Source organism: Undibacterium sp. Ji42W (assembly GCF_049340405.1).
GTDB lineage: Bacteria > Pseudomonadota > Gammaproteobacteria > Burkholderiales > Burkholderiaceae_D > Undibacterium.
The window spans coordinates 327,021-347,381 of the sequence record NZ_JBMPOV010000004.1 but is presented as its reverse complement, the minus strand read 5'-3'; the positions used below and the strand labels follow the sequence as shown (position 1 = coordinate 347,381).

Genomic DNA, 20,361 nt, shown 5'->3' with positions numbered 1-20,361 from the left:
TTCAAATCAGCTTCGGTCTTGATGTCTTTCGCCAGCTCTTTGGCCAGCGCCTGCAGCTTGCTTCTTTCCATGGCGTTTGTCGTCATTTTGGCAATTCCTCATTATAGGAGGTTCATTGACCAGAATTACTTACACACTTTTATTTACAGGCTCGTCAGACGCTCCGCGACTTGCGGGACAGCGGCGTTTCCGGCAGCATGAGTTTCCACAAAGTTGGCCTCATCCAGTCCCCGGCAAATCCCATGATCTTCAACCTCTCTGAGCCGCTCAACCATCTTATGCCTGTGTTCTCTGGCAAAGATGAGGCCCGAACCACTGACATTGATTTGTCCTGCTGCGCTGCCGGATAGAAGGGTAGGGTAAGCTTCACATGTAGTAGTTACGATCCACCATACGTTTTTTTTGCGTCTTCACAAGATAAAATTTCCTCAGCAAGATTTTGAAAAACTGCAGGCCATTTAGTACAAAAGTCAAAAATCATTCTTGAATAAAAGGGTGGATCTAAATCTGGGGATAATTCCAGTTCAACACACAGTATTGGTATTTCACCTAATTTTCCTTGTATTTGAGCGATTTCTCTTTCGTTAGACTCATCCCATATTTCAGGCTCAAAATCGGGGAAAAATTCTACAGTGATGTAACCACCTTCCTGCGAATAGGCATTGAAACTGTACTTGCCACCTCTTGTCGGATTTACTTCTTGAGCATTATGTTCAAGTGAGAAGGCACGCATTTCCCCATAGGAAATAGAGTGTTTTAGATATAGTCTTGCAGTCCTACTCACGATAAACTTTCTTCAAAAAATGCGGTCAGGTCTAACATTCATACATTTTCAACCCGACGGGCGATTACGCGCTGCTAATCACCCCTACGCCGGCCATTCGCTCTTTTTTCATTCTTCGCCAATTAATTGCCTATATTGACGGCGGCTATAGTCAACCATAGCTAAGAACCACTCATCAAAGCTAATAAATTCATCAATTACTTGCCCGGCAAACCAAAATACTTTCCCAGGATTTGCAGAGTTTGGTGTCGAAATGACGAATGCATCTATATCCTCCATTGCAACTGCAATTGGTACTAATTCTTCTCGTCGAAATCCACATAGTTCGTGTAGACTTTCTAAACTTTGCAACAAAGTATTTGCTCTGTCAAAATGCTCTCCTTGCACCAGTCCTCTGCAGAAAACACGTCAATTGTTTGAAAAAAACTGTGCCAACCATTGGCGAGCAGTAAGAATTGTCGTAGTTCTGAATCTAGTGAAAAACCAAGAACTTTCTCAACTGATTCAATTTGCTCTATTGATGCGGCGACTTCTGGGAATGGGTATTCCCACATTCAAGATTGATCCGCCTCCGCATTTTTTTGTCTCACCATGTGTCCGATCAAAATCTCCCGTTTCCAATCCATTGTCGATTTCCTAAAAAAATTTTGTCGGTTTATAGCTTATCATTATTGCTCTGACTCTTCTACTGGCCTTGCATCCTTTTCCTCCTGCCTTTTTCTTGTCTCCATCTCCAATTGTGTCGTAAATCCCTGCGCTGTGACGCTGTGCGTGGTTTTCACGATAATCCAATCTGTATTACCAATTGGCGCTTTTAAAGTCGGGATGATCACGCCCATTATGGGGATAATGTCTGGCCTGCCCAGGGCCAGATTAAAATTGTAGAGTGGCTTTACCACGTTCTATCCGGTTATTTTCTGCTTTTGCTGCTGCCGCTGCCTGGCTTGGATAAATGACGCAGGCGCTTGGGGTCGTCGTCTTCGCCTATCAGTTCGCTTTTCTCTTTCGCGTCGTTGGGGTCGCTGTACGCCTCGCGGCTGGCGTTGTGGTAGTGGGATTTGCCGCCATCGCGGCGCTCCAGGGTGATGGTGGGCAGTCTTCGCCTTTGCCAGTTGATTTAAAAATTGATGCCTGACTCATTAGTCTGGTCTTTGTGAACTATGGTTTTGCTTTGCAGGCTTTGGCTGACCTTGAGCGTTCAGTCATTTAAATAAACCGTCCAACTATTCAAGCAATTTGATTTTTCCGCGCTATATTCACGCCGAACAAATAAGTCATTTGTTTCATATCTTTTTGCTGGATCAGTCTTATCCCTATGGCCAGCATGATGATCCCGGTAACCAGGAAGCAGATGTCCCAATAAATTGAATGTGCGATAGCGACTGATCCTTCTGCATGGTGAGTGCTCAGTAGATAGTGGCCGATGACGCCTTCTATCATATTAAAAGCGCCCCAGCCAGTCAGCAGGCTTCCTTTCAATAATGGTGATGACGTTTGCAAGCTATATGTTCTGCTGGCCTGCCAAAACAGGATGAATGCAGTGATGAAGAAGACGTAGGTCAGGGTATATGCAAGGCTAGCTGTCATGCTGCCTGTGAAGTTGCTGACGGGGAGGTTTTTAATGGATGTGATGGGGTGCACATTGCTTGGTGTGTTGTGTCAGTAGAAGATGCGTGGGAGTATGACTGTGTCCACCAGGCCGCCAAGGCCTAAACCAAAGAATATGCCTGTTGCGGTAGGGAAGCTGCTTTCTTTATTGGTGAAAATATTCCTGGACGTAGTCATTTTTTTGCTTTTCTTAAAATTCAGATTGAGATATTGTCGGCAGAGTGAAGGGGACATGAAGGTGAGATTTTTTGCCCTTCCTTCACTTATTGCCGCGTTTTTATTTCCAAAGCTGCGCTTTAGAAATCTGACATGGATGATCTGGCCATATCATCAAAAATCATAGCGTCGGATAAACGCAGGTCGTCCTGATAGTCTTCGTCCATAAATACATACAGGTCGTCGTCATCAAATTCTTCTCTTGGTTTTTTCACTTCTTTGTTTGCCGCATTGCGAGTGAGGCTGGCTGTCAGTTTTGTGGAGCTCTCAAGAAAATCATGTTCTTCATCAGCAAATATGCCGTTTCTTTGGATGTCGTCATTGAACGATGACTGTGCCCTTTGCTTGGCAGCATCTTGAATGACAGCGTTGATGGTTGTATTCATGATGGACGCAAAGCGTTTGGAAGAGACTTGGTTGTTGCTGATGGAATTTGATGACATTACTTTCTCCTCAATAGATTCGACCCAAGGTCGCCAATTTGTCATGTTGATTTGACGCGGTGGTTTGAAATAACCAGTAGCGCCATCTTAAATAGATGCTTTATTGCTTTCAGTCAGTGGAGATGTAGGCGTTTTGTCAGACAACACGCAGTGCTGTGGGGCATCCATACTTACAAGGCGTATAACGCACGGTTTTTGACTTTGCCTGGCTGGCAAAAAATGTGTGTCCTTAGAGATCCATACTATTTAGTTCGCCTGATTCATTCGCGTACTGTACCGTGCGTCAGCGGGGTGGGGCAGCGTAAAAAACAGGATTTGGATCTGGTAACATTTAAGCATTTCCAAACTTGTGAGTGCTGACACGATTGCCAGCATGGACTGGTGTGGTCTGCACGTTGCGAGGCTATGCTTGTAGCACAGCAAGGTCGTCTTCATGATTGGCAGAACGGCTGTGCTATTCGATTTCTGAGTCAGCGTAGGAGCTGACTGACAAGTTTTGTGGCCTTGGTCTTGTAGATGTGGCGGGAATTGATTGGTATCTTGCCTTACATTTTAAATATTTCTGCAACAGCGAAGTAAAAACCCATGCAGTGGATCTGCTGGTTTCTTCTAAAGTTCTTTTGAGAAATATTTAAATGGACAATCGACCCATTACTTGATTCAGGAGTATCACGATGACAACCATGCAAACCAATACTGCATCTAAAAAAGCGGCAATCAAATCCAGTGCACTTGCTTCCAGGTCTAAGCTGACAGAAGAAAAAATTCTGCGCATGGGGGAGATGGAGTACATGAATGATGCGCAACTGGCGTTTTTTAAATCTCGCCTGGAGGAGATCGAATTGACCCTGGTTCAGAATGCCAATGAGACTACCATGCATCTGCAGGAAAACGACATCATTGCAGACCCTTTTGACCGTGCAACGATAGAAGAAGAGCATGCGCTGGAATTGCGTGCGCGTGACCGTGAAAGCAAGTTGCTCAAAAAGGTCAGGGCTGCCATCGCGCGTGTAGATGAAGGGGATTATGGCTGGTGTGAAGATTCTGGCGAGCCTATTGGTGTTGAGCGTTTGCTGGCTCGCCCTACGGCAACACTGTCGCTGGAGGCGCAGCAACGCCATGAGCAAAGGCAAAAATTATTTGGTCATTAATTTTTAATAATGACAATTTACCTGATAACAGGGCAGGATAACTAACTAACTCGGAGGGCATATGGAATTGATTTTTTGGATTTTTGTCGGTGGTATCGTCGGCTGGATTATTTTGACGACTTCGACGGGGGATCACCAGAATATTTATCTGAATGTGCTCGTTGGTATTGCGGGCGGTCTCATCATAGGCTGCCTGATGCCCTCATATTTAAATGTTGATACACCCTACAATAGTGGTTTTGATTTTCAGGCGCTGGGTAGTTTAATCGTTGGCGCACTGGCGATACTGAGTGTAGCCAGCCTTTTTATGCAGCGGAATTCGCGCTAAGGCCAGCAGCGCTTCTGAAGACTTTTCATCATAAAACAAGCCCTTGTTGATCAAGGGCTTGTTTGTTCTTGCTGCTCTGGCAGGCATCGTGCATTCACGAAGTTGTGCAACTGACCGGCGGTAATCCAAAGAAAGATAAATAATTGGCTTGCTCATGCTGTGCGGCCACCTGGTCAAACCATTGATCTATCAGAGCTTTGCTGGTATCGACAGAGTGCAGTGATTTTGAGGTGTTCAGCACGACACTGCCGCTGGCCTGATTGGTTTGGGTGTAATACGAGCCGTAACCAAGTTCGGAAGCGTCGATTGCATCGGCGATAAGGCCTATGCCTTCTTTGAGTGTGACGGTGATGTTGTGGTAAGTGGTTTCTATGCCACTAGCCTCTGGTGCTGGTGAATAAAGTAAGCCGGCAGAACGTAAATCGTCCGATGCCATGGGGGCGAGGTCTATTTCGTTATAGTAGCGCCATGAATTGGAGAAGCTTTTGTCGTAGGCATCTGCAAATGCCTGGTTGCCAGCAGTGGGAGCAGCAAAGGTGAATACGGGGAAAAGCTTGGGCGGGGTTATATTGTTTTGCTGGAATTGATACAACAGCCAGGGCGCAAAAACTGTCGTCAGGTTGCCGCCCAGGCTATGTCCAACCACGCCGATGGAAATGTCACTTCCGATGGCGTTTGCAGTAAGGTACTGGTAGATCGTTTGACCAGTCGCATCGACCAGCTGTGTCAGGTCATTGAGGCCATCTGACGAGCCCTGCGAGATCATGGGGTTGGCGTCGCTGCCTGGATATGTCCAGGCAGTTTGCTCAAATACATTTAAATCCTGATCGAACCAGTTGTCAAAAGCCTGCCAGCTAAAGTTGAGCAGCGAGCCACGTATACCCACCACATATTGCGAGCTGTCATTGTAGGCGACGAAGGCTATATTGCCGTTGATATCATTTTGCGCCACCCAGACTGCGCTCCAGCCATTACTCATGCTGTTTAACGTTGAGGCGGGATCAGGGCAATATGCTACAGCCGCCAGCGTCATTGCTAATCCTGGATTGGGGTCGGATGTATTGCCTATTGATGTGCTCATGCTGTTTTCCTCGTAGATGTGGGTTGGTATGCAGGAGGGGGCAGATTTGTCCAGGCCGGATCAATATGCGCATCGGGCAAATTAGTTTTAAATTCCGATTTGACAATGTAGCTTATTATGGTTAAAAAGACAAGTTCATTTTATAGATCTCGTGTCATATGTGCAGTGCAGCTTTAGTGATTTGCTGTATCTTGCTAGGAAGGCAGGGGTGGATTGCAGCGACTCTGTGAGATATTCTGGAACCTGTGCAATAATTAATAGTCTATCAAGTTTGCATTTGAATTTTCGTCGTCAATCTTTTTATATTGACCAGGGAATTCAAAGTTTCAAGGGAATCATGGAGTTTGAATTGTTGAATATTTCCCCGGTAAAAAATGCCATCATTGGCTCTTCCATCTGGGTGTCGATGCTTTTGTCAGGCTGTGCTTCTTTGCACCTCGATGAAAGAAATCCCCATATAAACGTCAAGGCTGCTATTGGTGACACCAGTGTTCCGCGGGCGCATTACGCGTCCAGGCTGGGATGTGCGACAAGTATTGCGGCTGAGAGTGATCCTTGCCCGCATCCTATGTTTGTGGGGGTAGCTATTTCCGGCGGTGGATTGCGGGCGGCAAATTTTGGTCTTGGGGTGATGTCGCAGTTACGTCATTTTGGTTTGTTTGATGAAGTTACGGCATTGTCATCGGTCTCTGGTGGCTCACTTGCAGCTGCTGCCGTTAGTCTGAAGCCATTGACCAGTGACGCGGATTTTGACGTGATGGCGTCCCAATTGCGCCGGGACTATTTGTCATCATGGGTATATCGTTCGGCCAATCCTATCAATTTTGTACCCACCCTGACATCCGGTAAGAATGCCACCCGTATCCTGGCAGATGTGTTTGACACGGGGATATACAAAGGTGCGGTCTATGGTGATTTAGGGGATCGCAAGCCGGGCAAGCCTTCGCTGTATATCAACAGCTCGCATGCACACCGGTTTGTCGGTGCAGATAGCTTGACGACCCGGGGGCTTAATTCTTCAGAAGCGAGTCTGCAGGGCTTTACTTTCACTGATGCGGCATTCAAGGAAATTGGTTCAGATTTAAGTCAATTGCGTTTGGCAGATGCAGTCGCTGCATCTGCTGCCTATCCTGGTTTGTTCGTACCTCTGGCATTAAAAAACTTTAATGCTGAGACTGATATTTATCATCAAGCCAGCCCCAAATTTTTGCATTTATATGATGCCGGCTCGTCTGATAATCTGGGTGTTGATGCCCTGGTCCGAGCTTATTCAGAAATTCTGGTGGGCACGCAGGATTTGTCTTGCTTGCTGATACTGGTAGATGCGCACGTCAATGACAGAGGGGACTTGAGTGGCTCATTGGCAGATACCAGGAGCAGCATGATAGATTATGTGATCAGCCCGTCTATCTATCGCGCATTTGATTCATTGCTGGAGCAACGCAGGGAATGGCAACTCGATATGTTGGGTGTGCCGTTGGCGTCTGACCAGTCATTCAGGTTCAATCCTAACGTCAATATCCCGTTAAAGAATTATGCATTTTCTGGAAAAGGAAATACTGTTGAGCGTGGGCGTCATTTTGCATTGAATGAATCCGCAGGCCGCTCTATCAATAATGCAAATTGTGCGGTTTGGCATATAGGTCTGGATCGTTTGCTGGAGTTGACAAAAAAGGGCAATCCGCGCAAGCGCAACGCATTTTTCCAGCAGGCTGCTGCCGATGAGTACAGGGATGATTCTTATCGGGATAACCAGCTCATCAGACTAGACCGCTTTGTCAATTCCATCCAAACAAATTACAAGCTTGCCTTGAACGGGCCAGGGCGTTGCGACGAGGTGCTGATACAAAATTCTCTTTTTGAAGCGGCAAGGGTGCTGATGACCACCGATACTGACTCCAGCACCAAGCTGGTGACATGGCTAAGAGAAAATCATCGCGAAAACCTGTCGCAGAACATCAGCGATGTGCTGGCATCAAAGACGATGCAGGACCAAAAGGAGGTAGTGCAGGTACCACGCTATTCAGTGCAAGAGCCAAATTCTTCACACCCGCTGGCGTCCTGGATCAATTGCATTAAGTAATTCGCTTTGCCAATAAAAAAGACCTGAGCTAGCTCAGGTCTTTGCATTTGCTGGTGTCATATTGATAGTGGCGTTGATATGTTTTTGTATCATGCCGCGATCTTGTGGTCGGCCCAGTGATAATCTATTGCCGCACTTGGCACACCGACAGAATTGGTATTTTCTGACGACATGCTGATGTGGCGTATATATTCTCCTGCGGCCTGTCTTTGTCTCAGATTGTCAGCAAATTTGAGGGCGGCAATCATGTCGCCGGTATCAAATTCCCTGCAGTGAGACATCTTAATTTGCTTGTGGATTTCTATCCAGAATACAGCAAACATGTTTACCTCCCTTCCTTAGAAATAAAAATAACGTCAAGCTGGTGGGGTTTCCCCTTTAAGCCCGGGCTTGTCCTTGCGATTCAGTAAGCGAGGAGAAGCTTGATTAAATGCATATTGTTACTAGCGGGCCTGTTATCAGTACCGGTGTTTCCGTGGCCTGACTGCTAACTACTGGCCACGACCGCTTGCGCGGGTTTTACTGCTGGGTCTGTGTTTTTTTTGATAAAAACAGCAGATGATTAAACAAAAAGCCCGGAGCTTTTCAGGGCATCCGGGCTTTTCAGCTTTAAGCAAGGAGGAGCGGGTTTTAATTTGCTCCTGCTACCTGAAGGGCTGGCCTTCGGATGCGGTGATACTGGTTAGGGTTAAACGTAAAATTAACTGGCTTGGACTGCTCGCTACGGGTAATCACATGCTTGGCGACTGTGCGAATAATGCTGTTGCTATCATCGCGTTTGGACGTTGTGCCAGACGCCGCCAGAGTTGTTAGTGCATCACGACCATTCAATCCCGCCACTGCCTTGGCCGACAATGCTGACAGCAAGCCTTGTGCGGTTAAGCACATGTCTTGTTGCATTTGTGGGAGCCAGGTAGATTTCACGTATCGTTCCTAAAGAAAAAATGTTTACAAGTCTTGCCAAATTCGATGAATTGATCTTGCCACAGCTTTTGGAAAAAATCCAGCATGGCGTGGAGAAAATTGAATGTTTCATGTTGTTTTTATGCGGTGACCGCAAAAATTGCTTATATCCTGTATCATCGCAGCCGTTGATTGAGGTTCAATCACGCTTATGACAAACCCAGTAACAATACTTTTTCCCCATGTCCGGACAAAAAATAAAAGCCGAGCTCAGAATCCGTGAGTTGATGGTTGAGCACAAGATTCGTTCGGTTTCTGCCTTGCACCGCCTGCTGATCGCAAGACGGGTGACCGTCTCGCATTCCCAATTATTACGTATCGTCGATAACAAGGCAGAGCACTGGAAGGTAGAGTTCATTGAAGCTTTTGCCGAACTATTTAATTGTTCGGTGCAAGACCTGTTCCGTTTTGAAAAACTCGCCGTCACGGAGGCTTCTGCTGATGCGCTTGCGCTGGATAAAGACGCGGGTGTCAGTGCTGGAGAATAAAATTGCAGGAGTTTGATGGAGCACAAAAAGTGTTTCATGCAGCCGTCATAATTTTGCGCTATAGTATATCTAGCTGCTGTACATACAACCGATATGTATGACGGTAGTGAGGTGCGCTTGGATTGCGTTCAAGCAGACAAGCCACCGTTCAGAATTCAAAAAAATGCGGTAGTCGTGGAAGCGACTACCGCATTTTTTATTTTCGATTTATTTTTAGCTTATTTCCGGCGCTGCTGCTTTTCTCTGTAGGCACCCGGGCTCACGCCAGTCCACTCCTTGAAGGCATGGTTGAAAGCACTTTGCTCCTGATAGCCTAGCAAGAAGGCGATATCAGCCAGGCTGAAACCTGTTTGCTGCAAATAATCGATGGCCATGCCTTTCCTGGTTTGATCCAGGATTTGCTGGAAGCTGATGCCTGCTTCACTTAATTTGCGCTGCAGCGTGCGCTGGCTTAGTAGTAGCTCTTGTGCGATCAAAGGCAATCTGGCCTGGTCTTGCGCCAATGTATTGCTGATAGCTGCTCTGACTTGGTCGACGATGCCACCATCTTGCTGGGCGTGCTGTTTTTGTTTGAGTAATTGTTCAGCATGATGTTGTAGTACCGGGTACATGCTAACATCGGCATTGGGTACTGGCCAGCTCAGCAAGGCTGTGGGGAAGCGGGCGCAATTGATGATGGCTTCAAAGTGCACCTCCTTGCCAAACAGGCGATGATGTTCGTTCAAATCCTCTGGAGCCGCATGCCTGAAGTAAACCGGTGCATCGGGCAGTGTAGTGCCAGCAAACCAGTTGCCAAACACGCGTATGCCTGCGAACACACTCTCTACCAGATGCCTGCTGGCTTGCGGATAGTGGCTATGCCACTGGTATTCGGACACCATATCATCAACTACCAGGGCCGACCGGCCAAGGTCATGCGCCAGGCCTTCATAGCGCATGGTTTGCTGGAAGGCTTGTTCAAAGTCACGGCAGCTCATGAGTATCATGCCATACACATTGTAGGTGCCAAGTTTGACTCTCTCTCCTACATGCAAGCCAAAGTGGGGGTCTTTGCTCAACGCTGCACCAGCATCAAGCAGGTGTATATAGTCCGTAGCAGCTATGCTTTCGTGCAGCCTGCTCAGGGCATCTTCAGCCATGCCAGCCATAGTCGCCAGCGTGCGCAAGTTCAAACCACGTTCATTCGCCAGTTCAAACAAAGGTTGCAGATAGGCGGCAGCAACCCGCCCAGTGCTGCGGTTAATCGCAACTGATCCTGCATGTGAATTTGGCATATTAAAACAAGAACCTTGTCATGAAAGCGCAATACCTGAAAGTGGCATTTGATTAAGCTACACGTCAATTGATGAGTATACCAAGCTCAGGCTAAATTCAGGGGTAGAAAAAATGCGGCGTTGGAATGGTTGGGGTGATGACAGTATTCATTATGCGATCAATGCAGATGCCTTGAGTTTTTTGCAGGCACGCATAGGTCAGGGCGCACCGCAGACAGATGCAGAACTGGATCAGGTTTGCCAGCAAGTTCCAGAGAGCCGTTTGCCAGCACATCCTCTGGTAGATGCAGAGGCACTGGGGCGTGTCAGGCATAGTCTGGGACAAAGCCTGCCAGACTGGCTCAAAATGCGCTTTGGCAAGATCAGCCATTTTCCTGACGGCGTGGCTTATCCTGAAAGTGCCGAGGATGTGCGCGGTTTGCTGGATTACGCCACATTGCACAATATTGCCTTGATACCTTATGGCGGTGGCACCAGCGTGGTCGGCCATCTGGCCGTCACTGAAAGTGCGCAGCCGGTCTTGTCTGTCGATATGTCACGCATGTCGCAATTGCTGAGTCTGGACAAGGAAGCCCAACTGGCGACCTTTGGGGCGGGAGTATTTGGCCCTGACCTGGAAGCGCAATTGCGTGCCCATGGCTATACGCTGGGGCATTTCCCACAATCTTTTGAATATTCTACGCTGGGTGGCTGGGTGGTTACCCGTTCATCTGGCCAGCAGTCATTACGCTATGGGCGTATAGAACAATTATTGGCCGGTGCCAAGGTAGAAACACCTGCCGGGCGGCTGGATATCCAGACCTTCCCAGCCTCCGCTGCCGGGCTGGACTTGCGGGAGATGCTGCTGGGTTCAGAAGGGCGCATGGGCATAGTAACTGAAGTGACCGTACGCATTACAGCTTTGCCGGCATGTGAAGAATTTCATGCCATATTCTTTCCTGATTGGGATGTGGCACAAACTGCCGTGAGAATTATTGCCCAGAGCAAGCCAGGTTTATCCATGTTGCGGCTCTCAAATGCCACTGAAACCCTGACCAGCCTGACATTGGCTGGCCACAAGAAGTTGATAGGTTTGCTGGAATCTTATCTGCGCCTGCGTGGCTGTGATGCAGGTAAATGCGTATTGCTCGTCGGCGCCAGTGGCGAGAAATCCCAGGTGCGCCATGCCATCAAATCTGCATTGAAGATTGCTCGCCAACACAAGGGCATACATATAGGTAAAACCATGGGTGAGAAATGGAAGCTGGGGCGTTTCAGAAATGTTTACTTGCGCAATAGTGCCTGGCAGCAGGGTTATGCGATAGATACCGTAGAAACTGCCTGTGATTGGCCCAAAGTAAAGACCATGATGTTGAGCATGGAGCAGGCGGGTCGCGATGCCATGGTAATAGAAAATGAACAAGTGCATGTTTATACACATTTGTCTCATTTGTATGGGCAGGGTGCGAGCGTGTATTCGACTTTTGTTTATCGCCTGACTGGCGATTACAAGCAAGACCATGCGCGCTGGCGCAGGCTCAAGTCTGCAGTCTCGGCCGCTATCTTCACCAATGGCGGCACCATAAGTCACCAGCACGGCGTCGGCAGTGACCATGCGTCTTATCTGGAAGCTGAAAAAGGTAGTCTGGGATTATCCGGCATGCGTCACTTGTTCAAACACTTCGACCCGCAGGGCATCATGAATCCGGGCAAGTTGTTGCCTGCAGAAGATGTAAAACAATGAGCTCGGTCAAATCACGGCCCCACTTATTCACGACGATAGCCGATCATGGGCAAGACTGGGACATCATTGTCATCGGTGGCGGAATTACTGGCGCAGGCATATTGCTGGAAGCTGCACGACGTGGCTTAAAGGTTTTATTGGTTGAGCAAAAAGATTTCGCATGGGGTACATCCAGCCGTTCATCCAAACTCGTGCATGGTGGCCTGCGTTATATCAAGGAAGGAAAAATCTCATTGACGCGGGATTCAGTACGTGAAAGGCAGCAATTGATACAGGCTGCGGCGGGCCTGGTAGAGTCGCAGAGTTTTGCATTTGCCGATTATCGCGGTCGCAAGCCCGGGCGCTGGATGTTTGCGATCGGCTTGGTCATCTATGACTTCCTGGCTGGTTTGCGTGGCAAGCATTATTTTTCGGCTCAAGATTTTCAAATGCTGGCACCGCATATTCCCGCTGCTGATTTGAAAGGCGGCTCCTGCTATATGGATGCCAAGACTGACGACGCTCGTTTGGTACTTCGGGTTTTGCAAGAGGCGCGTACTGCGGGCGCTACCGCGTTAAATTATCTTGCAGTAAAAAGTGTCTCGTATGAAAACGAGCAAGCCAATGGCGTAGTCTTGCAAGATGCAGTGAGCTTGCAGGAATACCAGGTCAAGGCCAAAGTCATCATCAATGCAACCGGAGCCTGGGCTGACGGTCTGCGTCAGCAGCAAGGGGCAAGTACAAGATTGCGTCCCCTGCGCGGCAGCCATTTGCTATTACCGGGCTGGCGCTTGCCAGTGGCGCAGGCAGTAAGCCTGATGCACCCCCGTGATGGCCGCCCTGTTTTTGTTTATCCCTGGGAAGGCGTCAGTCTGGTGGGGACGACAGATGTGGATCATAGCTCTGACATGCAACAAGAAACTGCCATCACTGCAGATGAAGTTGCTTATTTGATGGAAGCAATGGACTTCCAGTTCCCGCAATTACAACTTAAGCTCGATGACATCATCGCCAGCTATGCTGGTATACGGCCTGTAATTGATACTGGTAAGGCAGATCCCTCCAAGGAAGGACGTGATCATGCCATCTGGCTGGAAAAAGGTTTATTGACAGTCACAGGCGGCAAGTTGACGACTTTCAGGCTGATTGCAAAGGATGCGTTGAGGCATATTACGCATTTATTTCCTGGTTATCAATCTGATTTTAAAGCGATCAACTTGTTTACCAACCCATCAGATTTATCGAACGAAAAGCAATTGAGCCATACAAAAAAAACACGGTTGCAAGGCCATTATGGTGAATCCGCTGCTGAGATTGTACAGATCGCTCGAGACGGTGAACTGGATTACTTACCCGGCACGCTGACCATGTGGGTGGAATTACGCTGGGCCGCACGATATGAATCGGTAGTGCATCTGGAAGACTTGATGTTACGGAGAACCAGGCTAGGCTTATTGTTGCGCCAGGGTGGCCTGGCGTTGTTGCCACGCATTCGTTCCATCTGTCAGCCCGAACTGAAGTGGGATGACGAACGATGGGAAGATGAACAGTCTGCCTATCTGCAATTGTGGAGCAAGTATTATGCTTTGCCAGACAAGAGTAGTATTCCTGAATGGCGAAATCAGCTGCAGCCTAGATAAGATCAAAAATCATGTCCAAACAATATATCCTCTCCATAGACAACGGTACCCAAAGCGTCAGGGCTATTCTGTTTGATTTGCGTGGCAATATCGTTGCCAAATCCCAGGTGCATCTGGAAGCTTATTTTTCAGATCAACCTGGTTGGGCAGAACATCATCCTGAAGATTATTGGCAAGCCGTTTGCAGTGCATGTCAGCGTTTGTGGAATGAGCATGGAATTTCACCATCGACCGTACATGGTGTTGCAGTGACTACGCAGCGCGGCACCATGATTAATCTGGATACGCAAGGATTGCCTTTGCGCCCGGCAATTACCTGGCTGGATCAAAGGCGTACCGATATAGTCCCACCGGTTAATCCCTTGTGGATGACAGCCTTCAAGCTGGCAGGTGTTGCCAGCACCATTAATTTTTTTCGCGGTGAGGCAGAAACCAACTGGATCAAGGCACATCAACCGGATATCTGGGACAAGACGGATAAATACCTGATGTTGTCCGGCTATTTGAATTATCGCTTGTGCGGCAACTTCATCGATTCCATAGGTTCGCAAGTGGGTTATCTGCCTTTCGATTACAAGGGTTTGAAATGGGCAGGCAAGCTGGACTGGAAATGGCAGGCGCTGGCGGTAAAGGCAGAATCCTTACCTGAACTGGTGCCGCCGGGCACCGTGATGGGACATATCAATCAGGCGGCGGAAGCAGCGACTGGCATACTGGCTGGCACACCTTTGCTGGCTGCAGCGGCAGACAAGGCCTGCGAAGTGATCGGGGCTGGCTGTCAGCAACCTAATATCGGCTGTCTCAGTTACGGTACGACAGCCACCATCAATACCACCAGCAAAAAATATCTTGAAGTGACACCCTTCATACCGCCATATCCAGCGGCGATCCCCAATTCATATAGTACCGAGGTACAAATATTCCGTGGTTACTGGATGGTCAACTGGTTCAAGGAACAATTTGGTCATCATGAAAAACTCCAGGCGGCAGAGCAGGGTGTCTCGCCAGAGGCCTTGTTTGATGAACTGGTGAATGCCGTACCACCAGGCTCCATGGGGCTGATGCTGCAACCCTACTGGACGCCCGGTATCAAGGTGCCGGGTGCAGAAGCCAAAGGGGCCATCATCGGTTTTGGTGACGTGCACACGCGTGCACATATGTACCGCGCTATCCTGGAGGGCCTGGCTTATGCCTTGCGAGAAGGCAAGGAGCGCATAGAAAAGCGTAGCGGTGTAGCGATTACAGAATTGCGTATCTCAGGCGGCGGTTCGCAAAGTGACGCCGCCATGCAATTAACGGCCGATATCTTTGGCTTGCCTACTTCACGCCCGCATATCTACGAAACATCAGGCCTGGGTGCCGCAATTGATGCGGCAGTAGGCTTGGGCTTGCACCCCAGCTTTGATGTTGCCATCAAAGAGATGACACGTATAGGCAAAACCTTTGAGCCTATCGCTCATCATCACCAGATCTACAATGAGCTGTATCACCGCGTCTACCAAAAAATGTATGCCCGTCTCCAGCCCTTATATAAGGAGATACAGCAAATTACTGGATACCCAAAAATGCACTGATTCTGCATGGTGGTGTCTGCCCTGCTATGATTAGCAGCATGATGACTATCGTTCTTTTGCCTGGCATGGATGGCACGGACACTCTTTATGACCCTTTGCGCAAGGCCTCGGGTGGGTATTGTAAACTGATCGTTGCCAGTTATCCTGTTGATCAGGTGCTGGATTACGCAACTCTGGAAACAGTAGCGCGGTGTTACCTTCCTGTAGATGAAGACTACATCTTGCTGGGCGAATCCTTTTCTGGCCCCATCGCCATTTCCATTGCAGCCAGCCATCCTCCGGGCTTACTCGGTTTGATTCTTTGTGCCAGCTTTGCCTCTAATCCAAAACCCTGGCTTGCGCATTTCAGGCATGTCCTGCCTTACCTGCCATTGGCAGCGGCTCCAGCTGCAGCACTCAATTATTTTCTTTTGGGTAAATTCTCAACTCTGGAGCTACGTGAGTTATTGGTCAAGGCGCTGGCAACAGTTTTACCAAAGGTGCTGAAAGCGAGAATGCGTTGTGTGCTGTTGATCGATAACAGGCACAAGCTTGCCAGTATCAAAGTGCCTGTGCATTATCTGTATGCCAGGCAAGACAGGCTGGTCCCATTTTCTGCTTATACCGATATTTATGACTATCTGCCTGCGACACTACTGCATGAGTTTGATGCGCCGCATTTTTTATTACAGACGAAGGCTACAGAAGTAGCAGCCCTTATTGGAGACTTGTTGCCAACTTTGAAACGGCTAAATTTGCAGAACCAGGAATAAGGTCATTTGGTTTTAGTCTTTCTTTCTGCACAAATTAAGAGCAAGCATGCACTGGAATGTGGATTTTATTGCTGGCAGAATCTGCTGTCTGGTAATTTTCACCAAATTGGGTTTTATTCTGGTTTTGTTGCAATGCGGTAGTTGGCACGTTATCTGCTATTAGTGAATGGAAATTTGTTTTTTGTTCCATGACCTCATCACTATCAGGAGAAAACATGTCACGTCGTACTGTTTTGAAAGCAACTGCTGTCGCCGCAATGACCCTGGCCGCCTCCGGCTGGCTCACGCAGGCACAGGCTGCCGATACCATCAAGGTCGGCATTCTGCATTCCCTGTCTGGCACTATGGCAATCTCGGAGACATCTCTCAAAGATGTGGCCCTGATGACGATAGATGAAATCAATGCCAAGGGTGGTGTCATGGGTAAAAAGCTGGAAGCGGTGATTGTAGATCCTGCCTCCAACTGGCCGCTGTTTGCAGAAAAAGCTCGTCAGTTGGTGTCGCAAGACAAGGTATCTGTGGTGTTTGGTTGCTGGACATCGGTATCGCGCAAATCTGTACTGCCCGTTTTCAAGGAACTCAATAGCCTGCTGTTTTACCCAGTGCAGTATGAAGGTGAAGAGCTTGAGAAAAATGTTTTCTATACAGGTGCCGCACCTAACCAGCAAGCCATTCCTGCCACTGAATACCTGATGTCGAAAGAGGGCGGTGGTGCCAAGCGTTTTGTCTTGCTGGGTACTGACTATGTGTACCCACGTACCACCAACAAAATCCTGCGCGCATTCTTGCATAGCAAAGGTGTCAAGGAGACGGATATCGATGAGGTCTATACGCCATTCGGCCACTCTGATTACCAGACCATCGTTGCCAATATCAAGAAATTTGCAGCAGGTGGCAAGACTGCGGTTATCTCCACCATCAATGGTGACTCCAACGTTCCATTTTATAAGGAGCTTGGTAATGCTGGCCTGAAGGCTACGGATGTACCTGTCGTCGCATTTTCAGTCGGTGAAGAAGAATTGCGCGGTGTCGATACCAAGCCATTGGTGGGTCATCTGGCCGCCTGGAATTACTTCCAGTCTGTGAAAAATCCGGTGAATACCGAATTCATCAAGAAGTGGAAAGACTATGCTGCCGCCAAAAAACTGCCTAATGCAGCGACAGTTGTCACCAATGATCCTATGGAAGCAACTTATGTAGGCATGTATATGTGGAAACAGGCCGTTGAAAAAGCCAAGTCCACAGAGACGGACAAAGTCATCGCCGCCATGGGCGGGCAGACTTTCAAGGCACCCTCCGGTTTTGAATTGACGATGGATAAAACCAATCATCACCTGCACAAGCCAGTCATGATAGGCGAGATCAAGGCCGATGGTCAGTTCAGCGTCGTTTATAAAACCAAGACACCTATCCGTGCACAACCTTGGAGCCCTTACATCCCAGGTAATGAGGGCAAGCAGAAACTGTAATTTTAAGAAGTAACGCCAGTACTCAGGGTCCACATGATGATTGCCCTGAGTACTGTTCTGGATTTCCCCATCCCTGACCTGGTTGCTTATGATATTTCGTAAAGTATGCGCGAGCATAGTCATGTTCGTGTTCAGTCTGGCAGCGCACGCGGCTATCGATGGCAAGCTCTTGCAGGCACTGGCGGGTGAAGACCCTGATGCGCGCATTGTTGCGGTCAATTCCATCGCAGACTTGGGTAATGAAGAGGCGGTGGAAGTATTGACTGCACTGAAAAATGAAACTTTGTTTGCTAAGGACGTCGCAGTCTATTTGGTTGATGGTGAACAGGCAAAGGACCTCAGCACTGGAAAAATGCAAAAGCTGCCGGAGGATGCCGAGGCGATCACCATCAATAATCGCCTGCGTGCCGCGCTGGATAGCGCGCTGTCAGGCCTGAGATTATTTTCACCAGACAAAAATACCCGCCTCGTCGCCGCCACTGCGCTGGAAAAAGAAGCAACGCCAGAACAATTACCCTTGCTGAACAAAGCCTATCTGAAAGAAAACGATAGCGAAATCAAATCCCGTCTGCAAATGTTGATTGCCACTGCCAATTTGCAAGCTAGCGATCCAGTGGTGCGCAAGGCTGCCGTCAAGGCATTGCTGGACAGCCCCAACCCCAATTTAAAACCTGTGCTGCAAAAAATGCTGGCACAGAATCCCGATGGCAGTTACAACGAAGCCGATGCCAGCATACGCCTGGAGGCTGCCAATACCCTGAATGCTATCGATGGACGTCTGGCACGCATGGAATTTGTTGGCAACCTGTTTTATGGTGTCTCGCTGGGTAGCGTTCTGCTACTGGCTGCCCTGGGCCTGGCAATCACTTTTGGCCTGATGGGCATCATCAATATGGCCCATGGCGAATTGCTGATGATAGGTGCTTACACCACCTATGTCTGCCAGATGCTGTTCCGTAAATTCATGCCTGGCGCTGTCGATGCCTATTTATTGCTGGCTTTGCCTGCCGCCTTCCTGGTTTCTGCCGCGGTTGGTATTTTGCTGGAAAGAACGGTCATACGCTGGTTATATGGTCGCCCACTGGAGACCCTGTTATGCACCTGGGGGATCAGCCTGATCTTGATGCAGGCGGTGCGCTCTATCTTTGGTGCGCAAAATGTCGAGGTCGCTAATCCTTCCTGGATGTCTGGCGGTATCACGGTGCTGGGTTCGCTGGTGCTATCTTATAACCGCATCATCATTATCTTCTTTGCGCTGTTCGTGGTGCTGGCTGTCTGGCTGATCCTGAACAAGACACGCCTGGGCTTATTCGTGCGTGCCGTGACACAAAACCGGCGTATGGCTGATTGCGTAGGTGTGGCAACCGGCAAGATAGACATGCTGACTTTTGGCCTGGGTTCAGGCATTGCAGGTCTTGGTGGTGTGGCCTTGTCGCAGTTAGGTAATGTCGGCCCTGACCTGGGGCAAAACTATATCGTCGATTCTTTCATGGTCGTCGTACTGGGAGGAGTAGGGCAGTTGGCGGGCACCGTGATTGCAGCTTTTGGACTGGGTGAAGTGAATAAGTTCCTGGAGCCGGTGGCTGGCGCTGTCATGGCCAAGATCGTCATCCTGGTATTCATCATCATTTTCATACAACGCAGACCGCAAGGCTTGTTTGCGCTCAAAGGCAGGAGTGTGGAATGAGTGCGATTACGACTACAACGATTGCAACAGCAAAGGGTCTGTTTTCCACACCGGCATGGACAGGCATACTGGTGTGCGCAGTGATTGCAGTATTGCTGCCCATTCTTAATCTGAGCTTTCCTGCTGGCCATGTCTTGCATATTTCCAGCTACACGATTGCCCTGGTTGGCAAGTTCATGTGCTATGCCCTGGCTGCGCTGGCGCTTGACCTGGTCTGGGGTTATACCGGGATTCTATCCCTAGGGCATGGGGTATTCTTTGCACTGGGTGCTTATGCACATGGCATGTATCTGATGCGAGCGATTGGCCGTGATGGTGTCTATCAAAGCAATCTGCCTGACTTCATGGTTTTCCTGGACTGGAAAACCTATCCCTGGTATTGGGCGATGACAGACAGCTTCTGGTATTGCATGACGCTGGTGGTACTGGTGCCTGGGGTGCTGGCTTTTATCTTTGGTTTTTTTGCCTTTCGTTCCCGCATCAAGGGTGTGTATTTCTCCATCATCACCCAGGCCATGACGTTTGCCTTCATGCTGTTGTTTTTCCGTAATAACACGGGCTTTGGCGGCAATAATGGCTTTACTGATTTCAAGCGTATTCTGGGTTTTACCATCACCGCACCCGGCACCAAGGCAGCTTTGTACCTGATCACCTTGCTGTTTTTATTGTCCGCATTGTTCCTGTGCCGCTGGATAGTCACTTCCAAGTTGGGGCGCGTGCTGCAGGCTGTGCGTGATTCAGAATCACGGCTGATGTTCATCGGTTACAACCCCTTGTGGTTCAAGCTGTTTGTCTGGACCTTGTCCGCCATACTTTGCGGGATTGCCGGAGCCCTGTATGTGCCGCAGGTTGGCATCATCAACCCGTCGGAAATGTCGCCTGCCAATTCCATAGAAATGGTGATCTGGGCCGCAGTCGGCGGGCGCGGTACTTTGCTGGGGCCTATCATTGGTGCCTTTACCGTGAATGGTCTGAAGAGCTGGTTCACTGCGGCTTTCCCTGACCTGTGGCTGTATGCCTTGGGCTTGCTGTTCATCCTGGTAACCTTGTTCATGCAACAGGGTGTGCTGGGTCTGGTGAGTAAATTCAAAAAACAGCAGGAGTCCGCATGACTTCTT

At 48.8% G+C, this 20,361-nt stretch carries 23 protein-coding genes; 12 read left to right on the top strand and 11 right to left on the bottom strand.

Features of this window, described 5'->3' with window-relative positions; genetic code table 11:
• Nucleotides 1–379: 379 nt before the first annotated feature.
• The 4 genes from ACO0LG_RS10925 to ACO0LG_RS10910 form a co-directional block, all read right to left on the bottom strand.
• Nucleotides 380–784: a hypothetical protein gene (locus tag ACO0LG_RS10925; RefSeq protein WP_423026189.1), complete on the bottom strand. Its 405-nt coding sequence runs from the start codon at nucleotides 782–784 to the stop codon at nucleotides 380–382.
• A 108-nt stretch (nucleotides 785–892) separates the two neighbouring features.
• Nucleotides 893–1,171 carry a hypothetical protein gene (locus ACO0LG_RS10920; protein WP_423026592.1) on the bottom strand — a complete coding sequence of 93 codons (279 nt, stop codon included), beginning with the start codon at nucleotides 1,169–1,171 and terminating at the stop codon, nucleotides 893–895.
• Nucleotides 1,123–1,338: an SMI1/KNR4 family protein gene (locus ACO0LG_RS10915; RefSeq protein WP_423026187.1), complete on the bottom strand. Its 216-nt coding sequence runs from the start codon at nucleotides 1,336–1,338 to the stop codon at nucleotides 1,123–1,125. The genes ACO0LG_RS10920 and ACO0LG_RS10915 overlap by 49 nt, the downstream gene beginning before the upstream one ends.
• 114 nt (nucleotides 1,339–1,452) lie before the next feature.
• Nucleotides 1,453–1,683, bottom strand: coding sequence for a hypothetical protein (locus ACO0LG_RS10910; protein WP_423026185.1), 231 nt, complete (start codon nucleotides 1,681–1,683; stop codon nucleotides 1,453–1,455).
• A gap of 53 nt (nucleotides 1,684–1,736) precedes the next feature.
• Here ACO0LG_RS10910 and ACO0LG_RS10905 point away from each other — a divergent pair, with 53 nt between their 5' ends.
• Complete coding sequence (locus ACO0LG_RS10905) at nucleotides 1,737–1,919, top strand: hypothetical protein (RefSeq protein ID WP_423026183.1); 183 nt, start codon at nucleotides 1,737–1,739, stop codon at nucleotides 1,917–1,919.
• A 92-nt stretch (nucleotides 1,920–2,011) separates the two neighbouring features.
• Here the strand turns inward: ACO0LG_RS10905 and ACO0LG_RS10900 are convergent, their stop codons facing one another.
• From ACO0LG_RS10900 to ACO0LG_RS10890, 3 genes are all read right to left on the bottom strand, one after another.
• On the bottom strand, nucleotides 2,012–2,371 hold the full coding sequence (locus tag ACO0LG_RS10900) for a DUF2243 domain-containing protein (RefSeq protein ID WP_423026181.1): 360 nt from the start codon (nucleotides 2,369–2,371) through the stop codon (nucleotides 2,012–2,014).
• A gap of 72 nt (nucleotides 2,372–2,443) precedes the next feature.
• The gene (locus ACO0LG_RS10895) at nucleotides 2,444–2,569 is read right to left on the bottom strand and encodes a hypothetical protein (RefSeq protein WP_423026179.1); all 126 of its coding nucleotides are present in this window, start codon (nucleotides 2,567–2,569) and stop codon (nucleotides 2,444–2,446) included.
• Between the two features lie 119 nt (nucleotides 2,570–2,688).
• Nucleotides 2,689–3,051, bottom strand: coding sequence for a hypothetical protein (locus tag ACO0LG_RS10890; protein WP_422980361.1), 363 nt, complete (start codon nucleotides 3,049–3,051; stop codon nucleotides 2,689–2,691).
• A gap of 683 nt (nucleotides 3,052–3,734) precedes the next feature.
• On the opposite strand from ACO0LG_RS10890, the gene dksA reads away from it, so the two are divergent.
• Together dksA and ACO0LG_RS10880 are read left to right on the top strand one after the other, a co-directional pair.
• Complete coding sequence (gene dksA, locus ACO0LG_RS10885; RefSeq protein ID WP_423026572.1) at nucleotides 3,735–4,202, top strand: RNA polymerase-binding protein DksA; 468 nt, start codon at nucleotides 3,735–3,737, stop codon at nucleotides 4,200–4,202.
• A gap of 61 nt (nucleotides 4,203–4,263) precedes the next feature.
• Nucleotides 4,264–4,530 (top strand): GlsB/YeaQ/YmgE family stress response membrane protein, encoded by a 267-nt coding sequence (locus tag ACO0LG_RS10880; protein WP_422949696.1) that lies wholly within the window; start codon nucleotides 4,264–4,266, stop codon nucleotides 4,528–4,530.
• A gap of 94 nt (nucleotides 4,531–4,624) precedes the next feature.
• On the opposite strand, the gene ACO0LG_RS10875 is transcribed toward ACO0LG_RS10880, so the two are convergent.
• Entirely contained in the window at nucleotides 4,625–5,611 is a 987-nt protein-coding gene (locus ACO0LG_RS10875; protein ID WP_423026176.1) for a lipase family protein, read from the bottom strand.
• A 349-nt stretch (nucleotides 5,612–5,960) separates the two neighbouring features.
• Between ACO0LG_RS10875 and ACO0LG_RS10870 the strand changes: the two genes are divergently transcribed.
• The gene (locus ACO0LG_RS10870) at nucleotides 5,961–7,694 is read left to right on the top strand and encodes a patatin-like phospholipase family protein (RefSeq protein WP_423026174.1); all 1,734 of its coding nucleotides are present in this window, start codon (nucleotides 5,961–5,963) and stop codon (nucleotides 7,692–7,694) included.
• Nucleotides 7,695–7,783: 89 nt separating this feature from the next.
• On the opposite strand, the gene ACO0LG_RS10865 is transcribed toward ACO0LG_RS10870, so the two are convergent.
• Together ACO0LG_RS10865 and ACO0LG_RS10860 are read right to left on the bottom strand one after the other, a co-directional pair.
• Nucleotides 7,784–8,017, bottom strand: coding sequence for a hypothetical protein (locus ACO0LG_RS10865; protein WP_232063347.1), 234 nt, complete (start codon nucleotides 8,015–8,017; stop codon nucleotides 7,784–7,786).
• Nucleotides 8,018–8,324: 307 nt separating this feature from the next.
• Nucleotides 8,325–8,618, bottom strand: a complete 294-nt coding sequence (locus ACO0LG_RS10860; RefSeq protein ID WP_423026172.1) for a hypothetical protein — start codon at nucleotides 8,616–8,618, stop codon at nucleotides 8,325–8,327.
• 221 nt (nucleotides 8,619–8,839) lie between these two features.
• On the opposite strand from ACO0LG_RS10860, the gene ACO0LG_RS10855 reads away from it, so the two are divergent.
• On the top strand, nucleotides 8,840–9,145 hold the full coding sequence (locus tag ACO0LG_RS10855) for a helix-turn-helix domain-containing protein (RefSeq protein WP_423026170.1): 306 nt from the start codon (nucleotides 8,840–8,842) through the stop codon (nucleotides 9,143–9,145).
• Nucleotides 9,146–9,363: 218 nt separating this feature from the next.
• Here ACO0LG_RS10855 and ACO0LG_RS10850 read toward each other — a convergent pair whose 3' ends face one another.
• The gene (locus ACO0LG_RS10850) at nucleotides 9,364–10,419 is read right to left on the bottom strand and encodes an AraC family transcriptional regulator ligand-binding domain-containing protein (protein WP_423026168.1); all 1,056 of its coding nucleotides are present in this window, start codon (nucleotides 10,417–10,419) and stop codon (nucleotides 9,364–9,366) included.
• A gap of 112 nt (nucleotides 10,420–10,531) precedes the next feature.
• On the opposite strand from ACO0LG_RS10850, the gene ACO0LG_RS10845 reads away from it, so the two are divergent.
• From ACO0LG_RS10845 to urtC, 7 genes are all read left to right on the top strand, one after another.
• Nucleotides 10,532–12,142 (top strand): FAD-binding oxidoreductase, encoded by a 1,611-nt coding sequence (locus ACO0LG_RS10845; RefSeq protein WP_423026166.1) that lies wholly within the window; start codon nucleotides 10,532–10,534, stop codon nucleotides 12,140–12,142.
• Nucleotides 12,139–13,761, top strand: a complete 1,623-nt coding sequence (locus tag ACO0LG_RS10840) for a glycerol-3-phosphate dehydrogenase/oxidase (protein ID WP_423026164.1) — start codon at nucleotides 12,139–12,141, stop codon at nucleotides 13,759–13,761. The genes ACO0LG_RS10845 and ACO0LG_RS10840 overlap by 4 nt, the downstream gene beginning before the upstream one ends.
• Before the next feature lie 11 nt (nucleotides 13,762–13,772).
• Nucleotides 13,773–15,335, top strand: a complete 1,563-nt coding sequence (locus ACO0LG_RS10835; RefSeq protein ID WP_423026162.1) for an FGGY-family carbohydrate kinase — start codon at nucleotides 13,773–13,775, stop codon at nucleotides 15,333–15,335.
• Between the two features lie 38 nt (nucleotides 15,336–15,373).
• The gene (locus ACO0LG_RS10830) at nucleotides 15,374–16,087 is read left to right on the top strand and encodes an alpha/beta fold hydrolase (protein WP_423026160.1); all 714 of its coding nucleotides are present in this window, start codon (nucleotides 15,374–15,376) and stop codon (nucleotides 16,085–16,087) included.
• Nucleotides 16,088–16,302: 215 nt separating this feature from the next.
• Nucleotides 16,303–17,556, top strand: a complete 1,254-nt coding sequence (gene urtA, locus ACO0LG_RS10825) for an urea ABC transporter substrate-binding protein (RefSeq protein WP_423026158.1) — start codon at nucleotides 16,303–16,305, stop codon at nucleotides 17,554–17,556.
• A gap of 88 nt (nucleotides 17,557–17,644) precedes the next feature.
• Nucleotides 17,645–19,243, top strand: a complete 1,599-nt coding sequence (gene urtB, locus ACO0LG_RS10820) for an urea ABC transporter permease subunit UrtB (RefSeq protein ID WP_423026156.1) — start codon at nucleotides 17,645–17,647, stop codon at nucleotides 19,241–19,243.
• Nucleotides 19,240–20,355: an urea ABC transporter permease subunit UrtC gene (gene urtC, locus ACO0LG_RS10815; protein ID WP_423026154.1), complete on the top strand. Its 1,116-nt coding sequence runs from the start codon at nucleotides 19,240–19,242 to the stop codon at nucleotides 20,353–20,355. The genes urtB and urtC overlap by 4 nt, the downstream gene beginning before the upstream one ends.
• The last annotated feature ends 6 nt before the right edge of the window (nucleotides 20,356–20,361 follow it).